An 18407-nucleotide genomic window follows, 5' to 3' on the forward strand; every position below is an offset into this window, starting at 1 on the left:
AGCGCGGGACGGATCTCTGGGAGGTGGGCGGAGCGCTGTACGGATCTCTGGGAGGTGGGGGGAGCGCGGGACGGATCTCTGGGAGGTGGGCGGAGCGCGGGACGGATCTCTGGGAGGTGGGCGGAGCGCTGTACGGATCTCTGGGAGGTGGGGGGAGCGCGGGACGGTCGCTACGAGGTGGGGGAGCGGTACAGGCCGCGCCTACGCGGACCTGCTCTCCAACTTCCATGGCTTGCTGATGAGCCTACGGCCGAGGTCGGGGTCCGCAGGATGGGCCATCCCGACGCGGAGTCATGTTCGGCATACCTTCGGTATACCGCCGGACGATACTGTTCCCGCCTCGATGATCGTCGCCAAGGGAACCAAGCTCATGATTCGCTACATCGGTTGCGTGCTGTTACTGGTAGCGGCGCTGTTCGGCCCGGCAAGTCCGGCAAGCGCCGCCGCACTTCCTGGAGAGAAGGCGAACTACGTCGTCTCCTTCGGATCACTGCACGAAGCCTCCGGAAGCAGCTGGGTGCGTCTGGGCACCTACAGATTCACCTCCAACGGCCGGGTACGCAGCGACACCTGGGCCTGGAGCCAGACCGCACCGGCCGCCCGCGTCGGCACCGGCACCGTTCCCGGTGGAAAGTGCTCCGGCACGTCGACCACCGTAAGGCCGTGCGACATCAAGACCGCCAACGGGTTTCTCTCCCCTGCGACAGAGATCAGAGCGGGGTCCTTCACGATGCACGCCGACGCTTCCGGAGGTCAGTACGTCAACATCGCCTGGGACCAGACCGCGTGGCGCACCGAGGAATGGTGGGTCGAAACCGCGCCTGACGGTACGTACGCGCGCCTGACGTTCAAGTACGCCCGCGAGTTCACGCATGGTTACGGCTACGGCAGCAACGCCGGATTGACCGTGCGGCGGCCGATGGAGGCGGTGCTCGGGCATGACGCGCCGCTGACCATGACCTATCACCGCGCGACCAAGGGGAGCATCGCGTACGTCGACAGGACCTGGAACATGGGCCAGTACATCCGATGCACGAACACGACCTGGTGCCTGACCTACAAGACCGCATCGACGAGCAACTGCAGGTGCGCGGCGCCGTACGACAAGGACCAAAGCCTGCAGAACTACATCCAGCAGGTGACGAGCAAGGACCGCCGTGACACGCACTGGCACTGGTGCAGTTGCCTGGCGAAGGGCAGCCAGTGCTACAAGGGCAACTCCCATGTCTACCCGTTGCTGCAGATCATCGATGACAAGGCCAGGTGGCGTGGCTGGGTCGGAGCCGAGGCTTCCTTCTACCCGTACGACGACCAGGCGGATCCTCGTCGGCACGACATGCTCTCGGTCTTCCGCGTCACTGAGTGGGCTTGACGATGTCCGCAGGCGGCACCCCGATCAAGCAGGCGCGACCATAAAAGCCCAGCTCAGACACTCACCGAGGAGGAGCTGCATTCCGTGGGAACGGCCCACCGACAAGCTGGCCGCGTTCGCGCCCCGGCCGGCAATGGGTCGCCGAGGTCCCAGCCTCCCGGTTTGGTCGGCGAGCCTTCATCGATATCACGCCGGTCACCACTCCAGCCGACGCCCAAGCCCACCAGCAGGGTCGGAAACGAGCAGACCACTCCCGCACGCTCCGCCTGCAACCGCGGCGGCGGCACCACTGGTCAGGTTCGAGGACCCGGCACGCGAGGACCGCGCGTTCAGGATCCAGTCGTTGGCCGGTGACGACCAGTCCGAGCTCGTCGAGTCGGCAGAACGTAGTCAGATCGGGGCGGGCGAACGCATCTAAGCGCTCGCCGACGGTGGCGTCGGGCACGTCGAGGTCTTTCAGGATGAGCGTGTAGGAGCCTTTTCCTCGGGAGACCTCGACGCCTATCGGCTCATCGACGCGCCGGCTCCAGCCCCCCTTGATCTGGTGAAGAGCCGCTTGAGGCCGCGACCGTACCCTCAGCTGCTGGGAGTAGGTCGTCTGTCGAGGGATCCCGCGATTACGGCCGCTGGCGGAAGCTGATGCGCATCAGTCGGCTGTCGGCCCAGTCTTCGAGCCGTGTCGGCCGGATGGTGCCGGGGTCGTGGGGCTGATTGAGATCCGCGACGATCTCCGCCAGCACGGCCTGACGCTCGGCTGGGTCGGTGACCGGCGTGGCCCGTGCGGGCAGATCTGCGGGGACCCCGTTTTTGAGGTGGAAGGTGAAGTTGGGATTGGCGAGAAGGTTCGCATGCCAGTCGGTCGCAGCCCCGCCCGCGCCGCTACACAGGTAGGTTGTGCCCGCGGCGCGGTAGAAGAAGATCTCGATGCGGCGTGGTCGGCCGGTGCGGCGCCCCAGCGTCGTGATGTCGATGATCCGTTCTCTGGTGCCCGCGGCGGGGGTGATCTCGATGGCTCGCCGGATGGGATCGGGCAGATGGGACAGAGACGCGTCCCGTGCGGAGTCGTTCGATCCGGTCGTGTCTGGAGTGCTCATGCGGTCTCGTTCTGAAGAGCGGGGCCGAGGAGGAGTCCACCGTCGATGACGTACTCCGAACCGGTGATGAACGACGCGTCCGATGACGTGAGGAACAGGAGAAGACGGGTGACGTCGGTCGGCTCTCCGAGGCGGGGGATGGCGAACGGCTCGGGCGAGTAGAAGTCGGCGATTGCCGCGGTGGCGCCGGCTGCTGGTTCGTGGATGAAGGAGGTCGCGATCACGCCGGGGTGGATGGTGTTCACCCGGATGTGGTCGCGGCCGAGTTCGAGTGCTGCCGTTTGGGTGAGACCTCGTACCGCCCACTTGCTGGCGACGTACGGCGCGTAGTGAGCCGTGCCGCCCAGGCCCATGGTCGAGGCGATGTTGACGATGGCTCCCCCTGCCGCGCGGCGCAGAGCCGGGGCGGCGACCTTGATGCCGAGGAAGGTCCCTGTGAGGTTGATGTCGAGGATGCGCGACCACGTGGCCTGCTCCGTGTACTCGATCGGCGCCGGCGGGTTCTGGACGCCAGCGTTGTTGACGAGCACGTTCAGGGCGCCGAAGGCGCTTTCGGCGGCTAGCACAGCGGCGGACCACGAGCTCTCGTCGGTGACATCGAGGCGGGTGAAGTGAGCACGGGTCCCGAGTTCGTCGGCGAGAGCGGCGCCCCGTTCGGCGTCGATGTCGCCGATCACCACGTTCGCTCCCTCCGCGTGAAAGGCGCGTACGTGGCTCGAGCCCTGGCCGCCGGTCCCACCGGTCACGAGCACGGTCTGGTTGTCGAAGCGGTTCATCAGATGTTCCTTCGGTACGGGGTGACCGACCGGGATCTTCAGTGATGAACGCCGGCCGATGGTGAGCCGAGTGGCTCACCACTGCCCTGACACTAGATCGGTGGCAATGGTGAGTCAAGCCACTCATCTTGTATGCTCGGTCCATGAGCAGGGCCGTGACGACGTACCACCAGCGTGTCGCCCAGGAGAAGCGCGCGCTGATCGTGACGGCCGCGACCGCACTGTTCCTCGAGTTGGGCTACGACCGGACGTCGCTGGCGCGGATCGCAGAGCGCTCGGGCGTTTCGCGGGCCACCTTGTTCAAGCAGTTTCCGAGCAAGGCTGCCCTGTTCGACGCCATCGTCACCGAGTCCTGGGCAACCGCTGACGAAGAGGATCCTCCGCCGGCGGGCAACATCGTCGACGGGCTCAGCACCATCGGTCGCCGCTACGCCGAGCTGTTGAGCCGCCCCCAGATGACCGACCTGTTCCGAATCGTCATCGCCGAGCTGCCGCGATTTCCCGAACTCGCCAATGCGCAGTTCTCGCGCGGGAAGATGCCCTACTTCGAGTCCGTACGCGGCTACCTCCTTGCCGAGCAGGAGGCGGGAACGGTGCGGGTCGAAGACGTGGAGCTCGCAGCCACCCAGTTCCTGGGCATGATCTCCAACTACGTCTTCTGGCCGACGCTCCTCGTGCCGGGCTGGGAGGTGAGCGCCGAACGCGTCGCTCAAGTGGTCGACGAGGCCGTCCACACCATCGCCGCCCGGTACGCCGCGCCTGGACCAGGGCCGTCCACCCACGACTGACCCCGCCGACCGCGACTGAGTCCCACCGCCACCAAAGGAGCGGCTGCCTGAGCAACCGAGTCTGTCGGCTCCGAGGGCGTTCGCGGGGTATCCCCGGGGCGGACACCGAAGGAGGGAGTGCAGATGTGTTCACCCACCTTGACCAGCCTGGCACCAGCACGGCCCGACAAGAGTCTCAGCGGCGGGCCCACACCTCCACGGCTCCGCTCTGGGGTGGAAACTGTCAACGACATCATGAGGGGCTGCCCAAGACCCGCGGGCCCAGGCCCGCGGCTACACCCTCAGTTGTGAAGAGCCCGATGTCCGGCGTCGCCGATCATGACAGCGAGGCTTGAGGCCGGCCTGGGCACTGTCATTTCGATCAGCGTCTTGATCGACGATTTGGGCGATCAGGCCCATCCTGGTGAGGGCCCACCGCCGGGGAGCGATCGAGTACCAGGTTGTCGGTGGCGCATGGCATGCTGCCTGACATGGCGGGAACCGATCCAGCACCTGTGACCTTGATCCTCGGCGATGAGGAGTTGCTGGCCGACCGGGCAGTGAGTGGTGTCGTCGCGGCGGCGCGGGCGGCCGACCCCGGCTCGGACGTGCATGATCTTGTGGGGGGCAAGGTCACGACCGGTGAGCTCACGCAGCTCACCTCGCCTTCGCTCTTCGGGGATCGGTCCGTGGTGGTGATCCGGTCCGCTCAGGATCTGCCGAAGGACGTCATCACCGAGATCGTGGCCTATACCAAGCAGCCTTCCGACGACACTGTGATGGTGCTGTCCCATCCGGGTGGGGTGAAGGGGAAGGCGCTGGTCGATGGGGTGAAGAAGGCCGGGGCCAAGGTGGTCACGGTCAACAAGGTCACCAAGGCCGGGGAGCGGCTCGACTTCGTCAAGGGGGAGTTCAAGCGGGCGGGGCGGAACATCTCCGCCGACGCGGCCCAGGCGTTGCTCGACGCGGTGGGGAACGATCTGCGGGAGCTGGCGGCGGCGTGCAGTCAGCTGGCGTTCGACAGCGAGGACAAGACGATCGGTGCGGCGTCGGTCGCTCGCTATCACAAGGGGCGGGCCGAGGTCACCGGGTTCAACGTGGCCGACTCGGCGATCGAGGGGCGGCTGGCCGATGCTCTGGAGCAGTTGCGGTGGGCTCTGGGCACCGGGGTCGCGCCCGTCCTGCTGGTGAGTGCGCTGGCCGGTGGGCTGCGGTCGCTGGCGAAGGTCGGCAGCGCGCCGCGCAACCTCCGGGGTGGGCAGCTGGCCAGTCATGTCGGCATGCCGCCGTGGAAGGTGGACCGGGTGAAGCGGCAGCTCAACGGCTGGGGGCCGGAAGGGCTGTCCAGGGCGATCCAGGCCGTGGCCAGCGCCGATGAGCAGGTCAAGGGCGGGGGAGCGGATCCGGCTTACGCGTTGGAGCACACGGTCCAGGTCATCGTGGCCAACCGGACAGGCCGGTAGGCGAACGATCGCCATTTAGGCCGTTCCGACGAGTGTCGGCCGGGCTGGGTGCGTGGTTGGGCCGATGTTCGAGTCCGGGGTTGTTGAGTCTGCGGGCGGATATCGAGCTGAGGTATGTCGGGTGTGTGGGCAGGCGTCGGGCCGGGGTCGGTTGGGTGTGGCGGTAGGGGGCTGGTCGGCTTGCGCGCGGGGGTCAGGTCAGCTGGGGGTTTCCGCGTGGAGGAGCAGCCGTTTGAGGAGGCCGTCCAGGAGGGCCTGGTCTTCGGGGGGCAGGGCGTTGACGACGGAGGCCTCCGCCTCGGCGCGGATCGTCATCGCGTCCGTCCATAGTTCGTGACCCTTCGGCGTGAGTTCGATGTCCACCCGGCGCCGGTCATCCGTGCTGCGCACCCGCCGTACCAGTTCTGACCGCTCCAGCGTGTCCAGCCGGCCCGTCATCCCGGCCGGTGAGAGCAGCAGGTCTGCGGCGAGTTCGGACGGTGTGGCGGATCCGCCGCGCGCCACCAGGCGGTGCAGCGTCTCGAACTCGAAGTCCTGCATCCCCACCTCCGCCAGCGCTGCCTCCTTGGTGTGGGCCACGTGTTTCACCAGGAACTGCAGGCGGGTCACGATCGCCTCCACCCGCTCGTCGAAGGGCGCCTTGCCGCGCCAGCGGGCCAGGTGGCGATCGACGGAGTCGTCCATGGCCGGGATCATATGCCAGCAAGTATTTCGTTGACGAAACATTAGCTGGCGAAATATTGTCTCGAGGCATGACGTACCGGCTTCTGATTGGACGATGCCTGTCGGCTCTGGCCACGGCGCTCATCCCGACGACCCTGACCCTGGCGGTGTTGCGGGCCACCGGCGACGGTGGGGCGGTCGGGATCGTGCTGGCGAGTGAGCTGGTTCCGATGCTGCTGCTCCTGCCTGTCGGGGGTGTGCTGGCCGATCGGTTCAGGCCCGAGCGGGTCGTGCTGCTCGCGGACCTGACCCGGTGCGTGTCGCAGGCCGCCATCGCCGTTGAACTGCTCCTGGGGTTGAATCGCCTGCTCGACCTGGCGTTGTTGTCGGCCCTGGCGGGGGTGGCCATCGCGTTCGGGAGCCCGGCCGTTCCGAGGCTGGTGGTGGCGGTGGTGCCCGGTCCGGACAGGTTGCGGATGAACGCGCGCATCGGCGTGGTGACGAGCCTGTCGTCCGTGGCCGCCCCCGCGATCGCCGGCACGATCACCGTCACCGCCGGGCCCGGCTGGGCGGCGGGGGTGACGGCGGTGCTGTTCGCGTGCTCGGCGGTGACCCTTGGAGGGATCCGCACGGCAGGAGCGGCTCGCGCCGAGCGGGGTGCGGGCCACCGCCAGGCGCCAGAGGGTAAGGCTGTCGCGGGTCGGCGAGGGCCTGTCAGGGGGCGGGCGGTTTCGGCGTTCGGGCGGGATCTCGCCGACGGGTGGCGGGAGGTCAGGATACGGCCCTGGTTCCTGGCCTGTGTGCTCGGGCACGGGGTGTGGCACTTCATGGCCGGGTTGTTCCTGACGCTCGGACCGGTGACGGCCGTGCAGGGGCTGGGGGGCGAGGCGAGCTGGATGGTGATCGTGCAGAGCGGGACCGTGGGGATGGTTCTGGGGGTGTTCGCCGCTCCCCGGTTGCCGATCCGGCGGCCGCTGGTCGTGGTGCAGGTCGGTGCCGCGTGCTATCTGCTGCCCATGATGGCCCTGGCCGGGCCGGCGCCTGTCGTGGTGCTGGCCGGGGCGTATTTCGTGGCGATGTTCGGGCTGGGGGTGCTCAGCCCGCTGTGGGAGACGGTGGTGGCCGAGGAGATCCCGGAAGGTGCCCTGGGGCGGGTGCGGTCGTTCGATCAGCTCATCTCGTTCGCGGCGCGGCCGCTCGGGCTCGCGGTGGCGGCGCCGCTGGCCGGGGTGACCGGGGTGGCGGCGATGGCGTTGGTGGGTGGGGTGCTGGTCGCGGCCGCCAACCTGGCCGCGATCGCCTGGTCGAGGCCGCCGGCGACGGCCGGACCGCGATCGCCGGTTTCGAGCCTGAGGGATTGAGGACGCGCCTCGGGAGTGGGAGACAAGGGGGCCGGGTGGACATTGCGGGGGTGGGAGGGGTTGGGGCGGGGGTCAGGGTGGCGTAGTGGGAGGGGGTGGGGCGCGGGTCGGGGTGGCGTAGTGGGAGGAGTTGGGGCGCGGGACCGGGGTGGGGTTCGGGGAGTAGGGGTGCGGGCCCAACGGGTGCGGGTGGGTCAGGTGAGGGCGGCCTCGCGTACCACGCCGTCGCTGATCTCCAGCACCCGATCCGCCAGCGTCATCAGGCTCGGGTCGTGCGTCGCCACCAGCGCCGTGACCCCCTCACTCCGTACGAGCGCCCGCAGCAACTCCATGATCTGCCGCCCCGTCTGCGAATCCAGCTGCCCCGTGGGCTCGTCCGCCACCAGCAACCGGGGCCGGTTGGCCAGGGACCGGGCGATGGCCACCCGCTGCCGCTGCCCCCCGGACAGCTCGTACGGCCGCTGGTTGACGTGCTGTTCCAGCCCCACGAGGGCCAGCAGCATCCGTACGCGGGCCTCCCGCTCCTCCACCGGCATCCGCAGCAGCCGCATCGGCACCCCCACGTTCTCCGCCGCCGACAGCACGGGGATCAGCCCGAACGACTGGAACACGAACCCCACCACGTCCCGGCGCAGCGCCAGCAGCTCGTCCTCGGACATGGCCGTGACCTCGTGCCCGTTCACCACGACCCGCCCGGCGTCCGATTTGTCCAGGCCGCCGATCTGGTTGAGCAGGGTCGTCTTCCCCGACCCCGACCGCCCCCGGACCGCGACCAGCTCCCCGGGGAACACCGAGAACGACACGTCCCGCAGCGCCACGACCTCCTTGGGCCCGGTCCGGTAGACCTTGCGCAGCCCTTCCACCACGACCAGGGGCGAATCAGTCACTTGAGGGCTCCTCTCGGGCGGGCCACACGCCGATGTGGTCGGATTCGAGCTCGAGGCGCACCCGGCGCTCCATCTCGAGGGCGTTCATGAAGTCGCGGGGCAACTGCAGCCGCCCCACCCGGTCGAGCACGGCGTACTCCTCGGCGATGATCTGCCCCTCCGCGTCCTCGCGCCGCAGCGTCTCGCTGCTGGTACGCCCGTCGCGGATGCCCACCGTACGGTCCACCTGCTCCGACACCAGCGGGTCGTGCGTCACGATGACCACGGTCACCCCCAGCTCCCTGTTGGCCTTGCGCAGCGCGTCGAACACCTGCTCCGACGTCTCGCTGTCCAGCTCGCCGGTCGGCTCGTCGGCCAGGATGAGCTGCGGCGAGTTGGCGAGGGCGACGGCGATGGCCACGCGCTGCTGCTCCCCGCCGGACATCTCGGGAGGCTTGCGGCCGGCGCAGGAGGCGACGCCGAGCAGCTCCAGCAGTTGGTCGGCCCGTTCCCGCCGCTGCCTCGCGGTGCCGGTCCCGGACGAACGACCGCCGCCCGCCAGCTTCATCGGCAGCTCGACGTTCTCCCGGCCCGTCAGGTACGGCAGCAGGTTCCTGGCGGTCTGCTGCCAGATGAAGCCCACCACCGACCGCCGGTACCGCAGCCGGTCGCGCGCGCTCATCGACAGCAGGTCCATGCCCGCCACCCGGGCCACCCCCGCAGTCGGAACGTCCAGCCCGGACAGCACGTTGAGCAGCGTCGACTTGCCCGACCCCGACGCCCCGACGATGGCCACCAGCTCGCCCTCGTCGATCACCAGGTCCAGCCCCTGCAGGGCGACGACCTCGACGCCTTCGGTCTTGTAGATCCGTACGAGGTTGTCGCACACGATGTGCGCGTCGCCGCCGAAGGCGGCCTTCTTCCGCGTGGCCTTGGCTTCCAGCTCTGACAGGGTCGGGTTCATGTGAGGTCCCCCACTCGAAGGACGGCGCCGAGGCTGCTGCGGCGGCTGATGGCGGTGTGCGCGTACGCACCGAGCACGGCCACGGCGGCCAGCCCGGCCGCCAGCGCGCTCGGCAGGAACAGGTCGAGCGAGTAGTCGCCGACCGGCAGGTCACCGGCGTACGGCGACAGGTCCACGCCGGGCCCGAGCGCGGCCGGCAGGCCGAGGCCCAGGCCGAGCCCGACCAGCGCGGTGACGAGGATCATGGGCAGGATCTCCAGCACGGTCAGCCGTTGCGCCTGCCGCTCCGACAGGCCCAGCGTACGCAGGAACGACACCGACCTGGCCCGCTCGGCGGCCCCGATGACGAGCGACAGCACCACGGCGATCAGCGCGTACGCCGCCAGCGCCCCCGTCACCACGGCCAGCGTCCACCGGACGGTGCTGGTCAGCGGATCGTCCTGGATGGACCCCAGGGCCGCCTCCTGGGAGGTGACGGTGGCCGACGGGACCAGCCGTTCCAGCGCGGCGAGCGAGGCGTCCCCCTCGATCAGCAGGGTGTTCGGGGCGAGACGGAGTTGCACGCTGGGGGGCACGACCATGAACTTGCCCTTGGCGTAGAAACCGGGCACCGACTCGATCAGCCCGCGCGTGGCCAGCTTGAGCCGGGACTGCCAGCCGATCTCGAGCGTGCCCCGCCCCCGCAGCTCGGGCGAGACGAGAGCACCCCCGTCGGACAGCGCGGGCAGGCCGATGGGGGCGTCACCCAGGATCCGGCGCCACTGGGCCACGTCCACGGCGATGGCCTCAGCCCGCTCCGCGCCGTACCCGACTTGCACCCGGCCCGTCTGCGCGAGCACCACCTGCTTCACCCCGGGGAGCCCGCGGATCCGCTCGATCGCGGCGGGCGGGATCTCGACCTCCGAGGTGATCCTGATCGGCGCCCCCACCTCCTGCCAGGACGCCAGCCGCTGCGTGCCCGCGATCCCGTCGGACACGACCGCCGCGAACACCGACACGCCCAGCGCGGGCAGCAGGATCAGCACCGGCAGCACGCTGGCGGAGCGCGCCCTGGCCGCCCTGGTCAGCCCCAGGAACGGCACGGCCGCCCGGCCGCGCGAGGTCAGCCGGACGAGCAGCCGCAGCGGGTACGGGTAGCAGCGCAACGTGATCAGCGCCGCCGCGACCGTCAAGGCGATCGGCACCACCAGCAGGAACGGATCCTGCCCCGCCGAGGTGCTCAGCCCCCTGGCCCGCAGCAGGTACGCTCCCGCCAGCGCGAGCACCACGACCAGCACCTCCAGCGTGACTCGCCGGGCGGTGGGCCGGGCGGCGGCCACGTCGTCGCGCCGCTCGTGCAGCGGCCGGCGGTGGACCAGGGACGGCCGCACGGCGGCGAACCCGACGGCGACGACCACCACGATCACCGGCCCGGCGTGCACGATCGACAGTATGGGCCCGGGCACGAGGTACGACAGCGCGTACCCGGCCAGCGCCCCCGGCGCCACGGCCAGCCCGGTCAGCGCCGCCGCCGTGCCCGCCACCTGCCGCAGCGACCCGCCGCGCGCCCGCGTCAGCGACAGCGTGTGATCCAGCTTGTCGGCCAGGAGCTGCACGGCCAGCACGATCACGCCGAGCGCCACCGCCAGCAGCCCGCCGAGCACCAGGTACATCACGGTCTGGGCGGTGAACAGCTCGGCCAGGAAGTCGTGGAGCAATTCGGGCAGCCCGGTCTCGACGTGGTACCGGCTGGCGGAGCCCGCGGACTGCAGCGCCACGACCCGGTCGAACTCGGTCACCGCCGCCTGGAGGGCGGGCGCGGCCAGCGCGCCGGCCGCCTTCCCGTCGACGGGCAGGACCCAGCGATAGGTCAGGTGGCGTCCCTCGCCGCTGAGCTCGGTCAGCCCGGCGTCGGACATCAACGTGGTGATGTGCTTCACATGGTCCTGGCCGCCGGGTGGCTGCTGCTCGATGACGTGCAGGACGTCGGCGTTGTGAGACCAGTAGCGGTCGCCGGGGTCCTTGGCGCGGAAGACCCCGACGATCTTCACCGCGGCGTAGTCGTTCTCGCCGACGATCGTCGTCTGGCCCAGCCGCAGGTCCATCTCGCCCAGGGCCTCCTCGACGATCCCGACCTCGAAGACGGGGATCGTCTCGCCCTCGTGGCGCATCGTGGCGGGCGCGCCGGGCGCCTGTCCCCGGACCCAGTCCACGCGCCGGTCGGCGTCGGAGAGCCAGCCCAGGTTGATGAAGGCCCCGCCGCTGGTGCCGGCGATCGGCGTGAGCGTGGTCTTGGCGCTCATGTGGCCGGAGGCCCGCGTCAGCGGGCGCAGGTCCGGGGGCAGGATCTCGCGCCAGAGGCGCTCGCGGGAGTCGAACTGACTGCGTTCGCGCAGGTCCTCCTCGCGCGAGCCGGACGCCACGGCCACGGTCAGGTCGGCCTGCAAGGCGGGGGCGGCGGTCAGCGAGCGGCGCAGCGCCTCGTCGTACGACGCCTGCGTGGCCCTGGGCAGGCCCGCGACCAGCAGGCAGGCGCTCAACGTCAGCACGAAGAGCACGGCCACCGTGCCCAGGTGCACCCGCGCGAGCAGCCAGGTCCTCACTGTTCCTCCCGAAGGCCGAGCCCTTGCCTGCGCAGGTTGCGTGCCAGCCCGGCGACGATCGCGAACAGCACCCCGGCCACCAGCGCCAGCATCGCGCCGGTGACCGCCCACGGAATGTCCAGCACCACGTCCGGCGTGACGGCGGCGGCCTGGCCGGTCAGCACGATGTGCGGCACCACCAGCACGCCGACGACCACGGCCAGCCCGGTGCCCGCCGCCAGCGACAGCCCGATGACGAACGCCTGCTCCATGGCCAGCATCCCGAACACCTGCCTGGAGCTGACCCCGAGCGCCCGCAGGATCGCGAACTCGGCCATCCGCTCCCGCGCCGCGACGGCCGCGTTGACCAGGAACCCGAGCACCGCGAACACCAGCGCCGCCAGGAACCCCAGCATCAGCGCCCCCTGCAGCCCGCTGGCCAGCGGGTCGTCCCGCAGCGTGGCGGCCAGCTGCTGCTGGTCGAGCGCGGTGACGTCCCATTCGGGGTGGTCCTTGAGCGCCGCGGCGGCGGTCGAGGCGTTCCCCGCCGCCAGCCACCATTCCGTGGCCGGCCTGGGCGGTTGCGCGGCGGCCAGCTCGTACGCCTGCATCGTCCCCCAGTCGGCGAGCACGGCCTTCTGCCCGGCCGCGGTGGTCGGCATCGTGTCCACCACTCCGACCACCTTGACCGGCAGCACCCTGCGGTCGATGCTGGCCCGCCCGACCTGCCCGACGCCCAGCTTGAGCGAGGCGGCCAGGTCGGCGGTCAGCACCACGGGCATCGGCCCCGGCTCGGGGCCCCGGACGAAGGGGGCCGCCGTCGAGCGGGTCACGCTCATCGTGAGAGCGGGCACCGCCACGTCCTGGCCGTCGGCGCTCAGGCCGGTCACCTCCAGGTTCGCGGTGCCCTCCGGCGCGCCCGCGACCAGGCCGCGCAGCGACAGCGGGTACGTGATCGTGCCGCTCCGCCCGGCCAGCGGGCGCAGGTCCACCTCGACCCGGTTCTCGCCCGGCTTGAGCACGCCGAGCGACACGTCGCGCCAGACGCCGAGCGCGTCGGACACCACCAGCCGCAGCGACATCTCCGCGCTCGCCTCGGCGCGCAGGGTCAGCGTGGCCGGCCGTCCCGGCAGGTCCAGCCTGCCCGCCTGGTCGCCTGCCAGCGCTCTGGCCAGCTCCCCGACCGGCTGCGCCGACAGGTCGGGACGCAGGTGGAACAGCTCGCCCAGCTTGGCCGCGTCCAGCGCGAGCAGCAGCGCGCTCTCGCCGCTGACCTCGGTCTGCCCGCGGAATGCGGGGGAGGCGGCGGTGATGCCAGGCAGGGCGGTGAACGCCGTGCCGCGCCCGAGCGCCCCCAGCTCCGGCCCGTCCGGCGGCCCCGACAGCCGCAGGTCGGCGCCGGCCTGGTGGCGGGCCTGGTCGAGCTGAGAGGAACGCCAGGTGGACGCGGTGGCCAGGGACACGATGCCGATCGCGATGGCCATGGTGAGCAGCAGCGCCGGCCCGGCGTACTTGAGCGGCCGCCGGCTCACCTGCCACGCCCCGAGCGCGGGCGCGAGCGTGGGCCGGCTGGAGGTCAGCCGCTCGGCCAGCTTCGAGATGCGCGGCACCAGCCGCAGCCCGAGCATGCCGCCGGTGAGCAGGGCCAGGGCGGGCCCGGAGATGATGAGCGGGTCGATGCCGAGCCCGCCCGCCGCCGTCGCGGTCACGGGCGCGCCGTAGCGCTGGAGCTGCCAGATGGCCAGCCCGGCCACGACCAGCAGCGCCAGGTCGGCGCCCGCCCGCTCGATCAGGCCCCGGCCGCCGCCGCGCCCGCGCGCCGACTGCTCCTCCACGTACGTACGCCGCGCGCCGGCCAACGCGGGCAGCACCAGCAGCACGGCCGCGGCCAGTGCCACCCCGAACGACACGAGGTACGTGCCCACGTCCGCCTCGGGCGCCAGCCGCACCCCGGAGGACCTGATCCAGGGCAGCAGGTTGACCAGCGCGAGCAGCGGCGGCCCCAGGAACGGTGCCACGATCGCGCACGGGAGCGCCACGAGCAGCGCCTCCCCGCCCGCCAGCGCCGCCAGCCGCATCGTGCCCGCGCCACGGGAGCGCAGCAGCGCCACCTCCATCCGCCGGTGGTCGGCCAGCAGCCGCGCGGTGAGCATCAGCGCGTACGCGGCCAGCAGCAGGAGCTGCAGCACCGGGATCAGCATGGTGGAGCGTGCGACCAGCGAGGCGGTGTCGAGCTGGGTGAGCATCTCGGGCAGGTGGCCGGCGGCCACGCAGCTCGGGCAGCCGCCCGCCTTCAGCCGCTCCCCGATCCGGGCGATCGCCCCGGCCAGCGGCCGCAGCTGCTCGGGCGTGAGGGCGCGCAGGTCGGGCACGGCGGTCCAGGTCGCGTTGACGCTGGTCGCGAAGCGCGCGACGAACGTCTCGCGCGCCACCATGAGCGGCCCGTACGTGGTGAAGTCGCCGCGCTCGACCCCCCGGCTGAGCAGCTGCTCGCCGGCCCAGCGCTCGCCGAACGGGTCGTTGAGCTGGAAGACGCCCACCACGCGGACCTTGACCGGTCGGGGGTCGAGCCGGCCCCGCGTGGTGAACTCCTGTCCCACCTCGAACCCGGTCGCCGAGGCCGCCGACAGCGAGATCGCCGCCTCGACCGGCTCGTCACCCGGCTTCGGCCAGGCGCCGGCGACGAGCCGGGCCTGCCGGTCGAGCCCGTCGTAGCTGCCGAACCTGAGCAGTTCGGGCAGCTCGCGGCCCTCCTGGCCGGGCATGGTGTAGGAGTCGGAGCGGAAGCTGGTGGTGACGGCGGGCGGCTCGGTGTAGGCCCGGCCGAGCTCGGCGCGTACGGCCTGGTCGAACTTCGGGAAGGTCTCCGCCGTCACGGGCGCGCTGATGGTGGCCGCGGTCTGCCGGTACGAGGCCGTCTCCATCGTCCTGCGCACACCGGCGTCGGCGATCGAGGAGGCGTACATGGTCAGCGCGACCAGCGTGGTCGTGGCCAGCAGGATCGAGCCGAACGCGGCCAGGAGGAGCAGCGGCTCGCTGAACGCCCTCTTGACGACCAACGGCCCCCGCATGTGTCCCCCTTCGCCCGTTTAGTGCACCTTCGAGCACATCTTGGGCGAGGGGCAAGGCGATCTTTGTAACGGTGACGCACCCGATATGGCGGTGTGATATCGAAACCGTGACAAAAGAGCCGCAAAACCCAAAAACGCCGCACCCCCGTGGGAGTGCGGCGTTATCTGTCGCCGGGTTGCTGGGCTCGGCCTACTTGGCGGCCAGCGCCGCGGCCTGCTTGGCGATCGCGGACTTGCGGTTGGCGGCCTGGTTCTTGTGGATGACGCCCTTGCTGACGGCCTTGTCGAGCTGACGGGCGGCCACCCGCTGCAGCGCCACGGCCTGCTCGGTGTTGCCCTGCTCGGCGGCCTCGCGGAACTTCCGGACGGCCGTCTTCAGAGAGGACTTGACCGCCTTGTTGCGCAGGCGAGCCTTCTCGTTCTGCTTGTTGCGCTTGATCTGGGACTTGATGTTCGCCACGAAGAAGCCTCGGTGAAAGTCTGGTGATGGATGGGGCGCGCGGGCTCGAGAGAGGGCGCGCCACACGCAGTTACCCAGGGTACCAATAACTCAGGCGGCTGCTCAAATCAACGCCATAGTGTCATGTACTCGTGCCAATCCTCTTCCGTGGCCGCGAAGTCCACGTAGAGGGCGAGGCCGAAGAGCTCGCGCCGGCTGCCGTGGCCGGTCAGGGCCAGGCGGGCGCCCTCCGCCGCCATCGCCACGCTCTCGGCGTTGTCGAGCCATGGTACGCCGTGGTCGTGGTAGGCGGGTGCGCCGATGTACAGGGCTTTGGAGGCGGGGACCAGGTCGAGGGCGAGGCTCGCCTGGCGGGCCACGTAGCCGCCGTAGAGGGACTGCGTGGGGGTGAAGGAGTCGTACGTCATGATCGCGACCTGGTCCACGCGGTCCACGACCTGGCCGAAGTAGCCCTCGGACCAGTACTTGTCGTGGCCGAGGAGGGTCCGGGCGGTGAGGCGCATGCCGGCGTACGGCTCGATCTGCGGGACCGAGGTCGACAGGAGCTTCGTGTGCTGTCTGGTGCGGTCGAGGAGGTCGAGGAACTCGGTGTCGCCGTCGCCGATGGGCTCGAAGTTGTAGTGGATGCCGTCGTAGCCCTGCTTCATGATGGCGGCCACGCCGGCCAGGACGTTCTCGCGGGAGTTGGGGTCGTCCAGGTCGAGGCCGTTCTTGACGGCCTGGCCGAGCCAGGCGGAGACGCGGATGGCGGGGAGCTGCTTACGCATCCATTGAATGAAATTTCCGGCGTTGGGATATTTGGCGGGATCTAAGCGGCCATCCCACTCAAAAGGGCCCGAATGGACGTACACATCCTTGACGCCGGTGGCGCGGAGGCGTACCGCCAGCTGCTCGACGTCGCGCTCCGTGCGGCGGCCGTCAACCCAGGCGTGGCCCAGCCAGAGGGCGTCGTTACCGGTGCTCTTCGCCCAGGCTGCCGGGGCACCGGTAAACTGGAGGCGGAGCGCCGCGGCGAGGAGGCCGACCAGCGCGACCACGATGACCAAGGCAAGCGCGAGCAGGCGCAGGCCGCGGCGAATGACGGTTCGGGCAATCACCCGGGCATGTCACCATGAAAGACTGCTTGACCTCAACCCTGTCGAAACGGACTTCGGTGCGCACTCAGCCTGGCCAGACCGACCCCGCGTTGATCCGCAACTTCTGCATCATCGCGCATATCGACCATGGCAAGTCGACCCTTGCCGACCGGATGCTGCAGATCACCGGCGTGGTCGACGACCGTTCCATGCGTGCCCAATATCTCGACAGGATGGACATCGAGCGCGAGCGGGGCATCACGATCAAGTCGCAGGCCGTCCGGCTCCCGTGGGACGGCCACGTGCTCAACATGATCGACACCCCCGGGCACGTCGACTTCACCTACGAGGTGTCCAGGTCGCTGCAGGCGTGCGAGGGCGCGATCCTGCTGGTCGACGCGGCCCAGGGCATCGAGGCGCAGACGCTGGCCAACCTCTACCTGGCCATGAACGCCGACCTGCACATCATCCCCGTCCTCAACAAGATCGACCTGCCGGCGGCGCAGCCGGAGAAGTTCGCCGAGGAGCTGGCGGGCCTGATCGGCTGCGACCCCTCCGACGTGCTCAAGGTGTCGGGCAAGACCGGCGAGGGCGTGCGCGAGCTGCTCGACCACGTGGTCGCGACCGTGCCCGCGCCGGTCGGGAACGCCGACAAGGCCGCCCGGGCGCTGATCTTCGACTCCGTCTACGACACCTACCGCGGCGTGGTGACGTACGTCCGGGTCATCGACGGCCACCTGGGCAAGCGCGAGCGCATCCTGATGATGTCCACCAACGCCACCCACGAGACGCTGGAGATCGGCGTCATCTCCCCGGAGCCCAAGCCGGCCGAGCTGGGCCTGGGCGTGGGCGAGGTGGGCTACCTGATCACCGGCGTGAAGGACGTGCGGCAGTCGCGGGTCGGTGACACCGTCACCTCGTCGGTCAAGCCCGCCACGGACATGCTGGCCGGCTACGAGCACCCGAAGCCGATGGTGTTCTCCGGCCTCTATCCGATCGACGGCGACGAATATCCCGAGCTGCGCGAGGCGCTCGACAAGCTGCAGCTCAACGACGCCGCGCTGGTCTACGAGCCGGAGACCTCGGCGGCGCTCGGGTTCGGGTTCCGGGTCGGCTTCCTCGGGCTGCTGCACATGGAGATCGTGCGCGAGCGGCTGGAGCGCGAGTTCGGGCTGTCGCTGATCTCCACGGCGCCCAACGTGGTCTACCGCGTGGTCATGGAGGACGGCAAGGAGCTCACGGTCACCAACCCGTCGGAGTTCCCCACGGGGGGCAAGATCGCGCAGGTCTTCGAGCCGGTCACCAAGTCCACGATCCTGGCGCCGGCCGAGTTCATCGGCGCGATCATGGAGATCTGCCAGGGGCGGCGCGGCCAGCTCCTCGGCATGGACTACCTGTCGGAGGACCGCGTCGAGATCCGCTACACGCTGCCGCTCGGCGAGATCATCTTCGACTTCTTCGACCAGCTCAAGTCGCGCACGCGCGGTTACGCCTCGCTCGACTACGAGCCGGCCGGCGAGCAGGAGGCCGAGCTGGTGAAGGTCGACATCCTGCTGCAGGGCGAGCCGGTCGACGCCTTCAGCGCCATCGTGCACAAGGACAAGGCCTACGGCTACGGCGTCGACATGGCGAAGAAGCTACGCGAGCTGATCCCGAGGCAGCAGTTCGAGGTGCCGATCCAGGCGGCCATCGGCGCCCGGGTCATCGCCCGCGAGAACATCCGCGCCATCCGCAAGGACGTGCTGGCCAAGTGCTACGGCGGCGACATCTCCCGTAAGCGCAAGCTGCTGGAGAAGCAGAAGGAAGGCAAGAAGCGGATGAAGATGGTCGGCCGGGTCGAGGTGCCGCAGGAGGCCTTCGTCGCCGCGCTGTCCACCGACTCCGGCGCCGTCGACAAGGCCAAGAAGTAGCCG

15 protein-coding genes and 1 pseudogene are annotated in these 18407 nt (G+C 70.1%); 6 read left to right on the forward strand and 10 right to left on the reverse strand.

The genetic code is table 11. The features are described from left to right. Positions 1–343: 343 nt before the first annotated feature. On the forward strand, positions 344–1372 hold the full coding sequence (locus tag AB0J69_RS29050) for a hypothetical protein (protein ID WP_364123381.1): 1029 nt from the start codon (positions 344–346) through the stop codon (positions 1370–1372). A gap of 271 nt (positions 1373–1643) precedes the next feature. On the opposite strand, the pseudogene AB0J69_RS29055 reads toward AB0J69_RS29050, so the two are convergent. From AB0J69_RS29055 to AB0J69_RS29065, 3 genes and pseudogenes are all read right to left on the reverse strand, one after another. Next, a pseudogene (locus tag AB0J69_RS29055) lies at positions 1644–1817 on the reverse strand (ISL3 family transposase); the annotation flags it as partial. Between the two features lie 172 nt (positions 1818–1989). Next, positions 1990–2466, reverse strand: coding sequence for a nitroreductase/quinone reductase family protein (locus AB0J69_RS29060; protein ID WP_364123383.1), 477 nt, complete (start codon positions 2464–2466; stop codon positions 1990–1992). Beyond that, positions 2463–3242 carry a glucose 1-dehydrogenase gene (locus AB0J69_RS29065; protein ID WP_364123385.1) on the reverse strand — a complete coding sequence of 260 codons (780 nt, stop codon included), beginning with the start codon at positions 3240–3242 and terminating at the stop codon, positions 2463–2465. Before AB0J69_RS29065 ends, AB0J69_RS29060 begins: the two co-directional genes overlap by 4 nt. Before the next feature lie 143 nt (positions 3243–3385). Between AB0J69_RS29065 and AB0J69_RS29070 the strand changes: the two genes are divergently transcribed. Together AB0J69_RS29070 and holA are read left to right on the forward strand one after the other, a co-directional pair. Next, positions 3386–4030, forward strand: coding sequence for a TetR/AcrR family transcriptional regulator (locus AB0J69_RS29070; RefSeq protein ID WP_364123387.1), 645 nt, complete (start codon positions 3386–3388; stop codon positions 4028–4030). Positions 4031–4488: 458 nt separating this feature from the next. Then, a complete protein-coding gene (gene holA, locus AB0J69_RS29075) occupies positions 4489–5472 on the forward strand; it encodes a DNA polymerase III subunit delta (protein WP_364123389.1) in 984 nt (327 codons plus the stop codon). Between the two features lie 198 nt (positions 5473–5670). Here the strand turns inward: holA and AB0J69_RS29080 are convergent, their stop codons facing one another. Further along, positions 5671–6156 carry a MarR family transcriptional regulator gene (locus AB0J69_RS29080; RefSeq protein WP_364123391.1) on the reverse strand — a complete coding sequence of 162 codons (486 nt, stop codon included), beginning with the start codon at positions 6154–6156 and terminating at the stop codon, positions 5671–5673. Positions 6157–6224: 68 nt separating this feature from the next. On the opposite strand from AB0J69_RS29080, the gene AB0J69_RS29085 reads away from it, so the two are divergent. Then, positions 6225–7496: an MFS transporter gene (locus AB0J69_RS29085; protein WP_364123393.1), complete on the forward strand. Its 1272-nt coding sequence runs from the start codon at positions 6225–6227 to the stop codon at positions 7494–7496. A 194-nt stretch (positions 7497–7690) separates the two neighbouring features. On the opposite strand, the gene AB0J69_RS29090 is transcribed toward AB0J69_RS29085, so the two are convergent. From AB0J69_RS29090 to AB0J69_RS29115, 6 genes are all read right to left on the reverse strand, one after another. Continuing rightward, the gene (locus AB0J69_RS29090) at positions 7691–8383 is read right to left on the reverse strand and encodes an ABC transporter ATP-binding protein (RefSeq protein WP_364123395.1); all 693 of its coding nucleotides are present in this window, start codon (positions 8381–8383) and stop codon (positions 7691–7693) included. Then, positions 8376–9326 carry an ABC transporter ATP-binding protein gene (locus AB0J69_RS29095; RefSeq protein WP_364123397.1) on the reverse strand — a complete coding sequence of 317 codons (951 nt, stop codon included), beginning with the start codon at positions 9324–9326 and terminating at the stop codon, positions 8376–8378. The genes AB0J69_RS29090 and AB0J69_RS29095 overlap by 8 nt, the downstream gene beginning before the upstream one ends. After that, a complete protein-coding gene (locus AB0J69_RS29100; protein WP_364123399.1) occupies positions 9323–11908 on the reverse strand; it encodes an FtsX-like permease family protein in 2586 nt (861 codons plus the stop codon). The genes AB0J69_RS29095 and AB0J69_RS29100 overlap by 4 nt, the downstream gene beginning before the upstream one ends. Then, a complete protein-coding gene (locus AB0J69_RS29105; RefSeq protein ID WP_364123401.1) occupies positions 11905–14958 on the reverse strand; it encodes an ABC transporter permease in 3054 nt (1017 codons plus the stop codon). Before AB0J69_RS29105 ends, AB0J69_RS29100 begins: the two co-directional genes overlap by 4 nt. Before the next feature lie 190 nt (positions 14959–15148). Then, on the reverse strand, positions 15149–15418 hold the full coding sequence (gene rpsT, locus AB0J69_RS29110; RefSeq protein ID WP_364123403.1) for a 30S ribosomal protein S20: 270 nt from the start codon (positions 15416–15418) through the stop codon (positions 15149–15151). A 107-nt stretch (positions 15419–15525) separates the two neighbouring features. Continuing rightward, complete coding sequence (locus tag AB0J69_RS29115) at positions 15526–16185, reverse strand: hypothetical protein (protein WP_364123405.1); 660 nt, start codon at positions 16183–16185, stop codon at positions 15526–15528. A gap of 72 nt (positions 16186–16257) precedes the next feature. Here AB0J69_RS29115 and AB0J69_RS29120 point away from each other — a divergent pair, with 72 nt between their 5' ends. Together AB0J69_RS29120 and lepA are read left to right on the forward strand one after the other, a co-directional pair. Continuing rightward, on the forward strand, positions 16258–16533 hold the full coding sequence (locus AB0J69_RS29120; RefSeq protein WP_364123407.1) for a hypothetical protein: 276 nt from the start codon (positions 16258–16260) through the stop codon (positions 16531–16533). Continuing rightward, complete coding sequence (lepA, locus tag AB0J69_RS29125; RefSeq protein WP_364123409.1) at positions 16530–18404, forward strand: translation elongation factor 4; 1875 nt, start codon at positions 16530–16532, stop codon at positions 18402–18404. The genes AB0J69_RS29120 and lepA overlap by 4 nt, the downstream gene beginning before the upstream one ends. Positions 18405–18407: the final 3 nt, after the last annotated feature.

The sequence above is a fragment of the Nonomuraea sp. NPDC049709 genome, assembly GCF_040674815.1.
Lineage (GTDB): Bacteria > Actinomycetota > Actinomycetes > Streptosporangiales > Streptosporangiaceae > Nonomuraea.